This window comes from Microcystis sp. M53603_WE2, assembly GCF_030065435.1.
Map to the genome: position 1 here is coordinate 1 of NZ_JASJFF010000201.1, position 1,541 is coordinate 1,541.

Sequence of the window (1,541 nt, forward strand, 5' to 3'; positions counted from 1 at the left end):
GGGGGACTGGCAGCACCTTGGTGACGGTAGAAACAGCAGTGCGTCAAGAAATCGAGAATTTAAAGAAAAAACTGCCCGAAGATATTAAATTTCAATTAATTTTTACCCGTGCTGACTCAATTCGTGCTAGTTACGAAAGCCTTCTTAGCGATCTCCTGATTGGTTGTATGATGACGGTGATCACGGTAGGTCTATTTTTAGGCAATTGGCGCGCCACGATTATCACGGGTTTAGCCCTGCCTTTGTCGATTTTCCCGACTTTTTGGGTGATGCAGTCCCTAAATTATACCCTTAACGGTATGACCCTGCTGGCCTTAGCTTTAGCTTTGGGTAATCTTGTCGATGATGCGGTGTGTATGGTGGAGGACATCGATCAACATTTAGCTATGGGTAAAAAACCCCTGCAAGCGGCTTTTGATGCCTCAAAAGAGATTGGATTAGCCGTTTTAGCCAGTGCTGCGGCAATTATAGCGGTATTCCTGCCGGTTGCTTTTATGGGCGGTGTGCCGGGCCAATTCTTTCAACCTTTCGGCGTTACGGTGGCGGTTTCTACCCTATTTTCCAGTTTGATCGCTGTCACCGTCACCCCGATGTTAAGTGCCTATATTCTACAGCCGAAAAAGCTGAAAACCGGTGATGATAATCCCTCCTCGCTCCCGCGTTTTCGTCCCTACAAAAGTTTGTTAACTTGGGCTTTACGTCATCGAATCCTGACTTTATTGGCGGCTTTGGCCTTTTTTATCGGTAGTTTACAGTTAGTTCCCTTGATTCCAAAAGGGTTATTTAGTTCTGGGGATACCGGATTAAGTACAATAAGCCTAGAATTGCCTCCCGGTGCGACTTTGAATGATACTGTTGCCGTGGCTAATCAGGTGAATAGTTTACTGCAAAAAAATACCGCCGTCGCTAATGTTTTGGCTATTCCGGGAGATTCGGGACGGGTAAATACGGGGTTAATATATGTTAATTTAGTTCCTAAGGAACAGCGATCGCTAACTCAACGGCAATTTGAGGAACAAACCCGCCGGGATTTCCAGAAGATACCTGGTGCTAGAGTTAGTTTTCGGGCGCAGGGGGGAGCAGGAAGCACTAAGGATGTCGCTATTATTTTAAAAAGTGAAAATGGCGATATTTTAACCCAAACTGCCCAAAAATTAGAGCGAGAAATGCGGGCTTTACCCGGTTTTGTCGAGGTCAGTTCCGGGGTAAGTTTAGTTAAACCGGAGATCATTATTCAACCGGATCCTGTCCGGGCTGCCGATCAGGGAGTCTCGGTCAGAGCGATCGCTCGTACTGCATCTTTAGCTTTAATCGGCGATAATGAGTTTAATTTAGCTAAATTTAACCTTGCTGACCGACAAATTCCCATCCGGGTAAAAATTGCCAATGATGGACGCAGTGAGATAGAAACTCTGCAAAATTTGCGCGTTCCTAGCAGTAATGGGACGTTAGTACCGCTTAACTCGGTGGCGACAATTAGCTTAGGTAGTGGACCTGCGGAAATTCAACGCTTTAACCGTCAACGTCAGGTTAATATTGGA

General features: G+C 45.7%; 1 protein-coding gene. It reads left to right on the plus strand.

Going from position 1 to position 1,541, the window contains the following annotated elements:
- A partial coding sequence (locus PX481_RS04315; RefSeq protein ID WP_288093772.1) for an efflux RND transporter permease subunit occupies positions 1-1,541 on the plus strand: 1,541 nt, incomplete at both ends.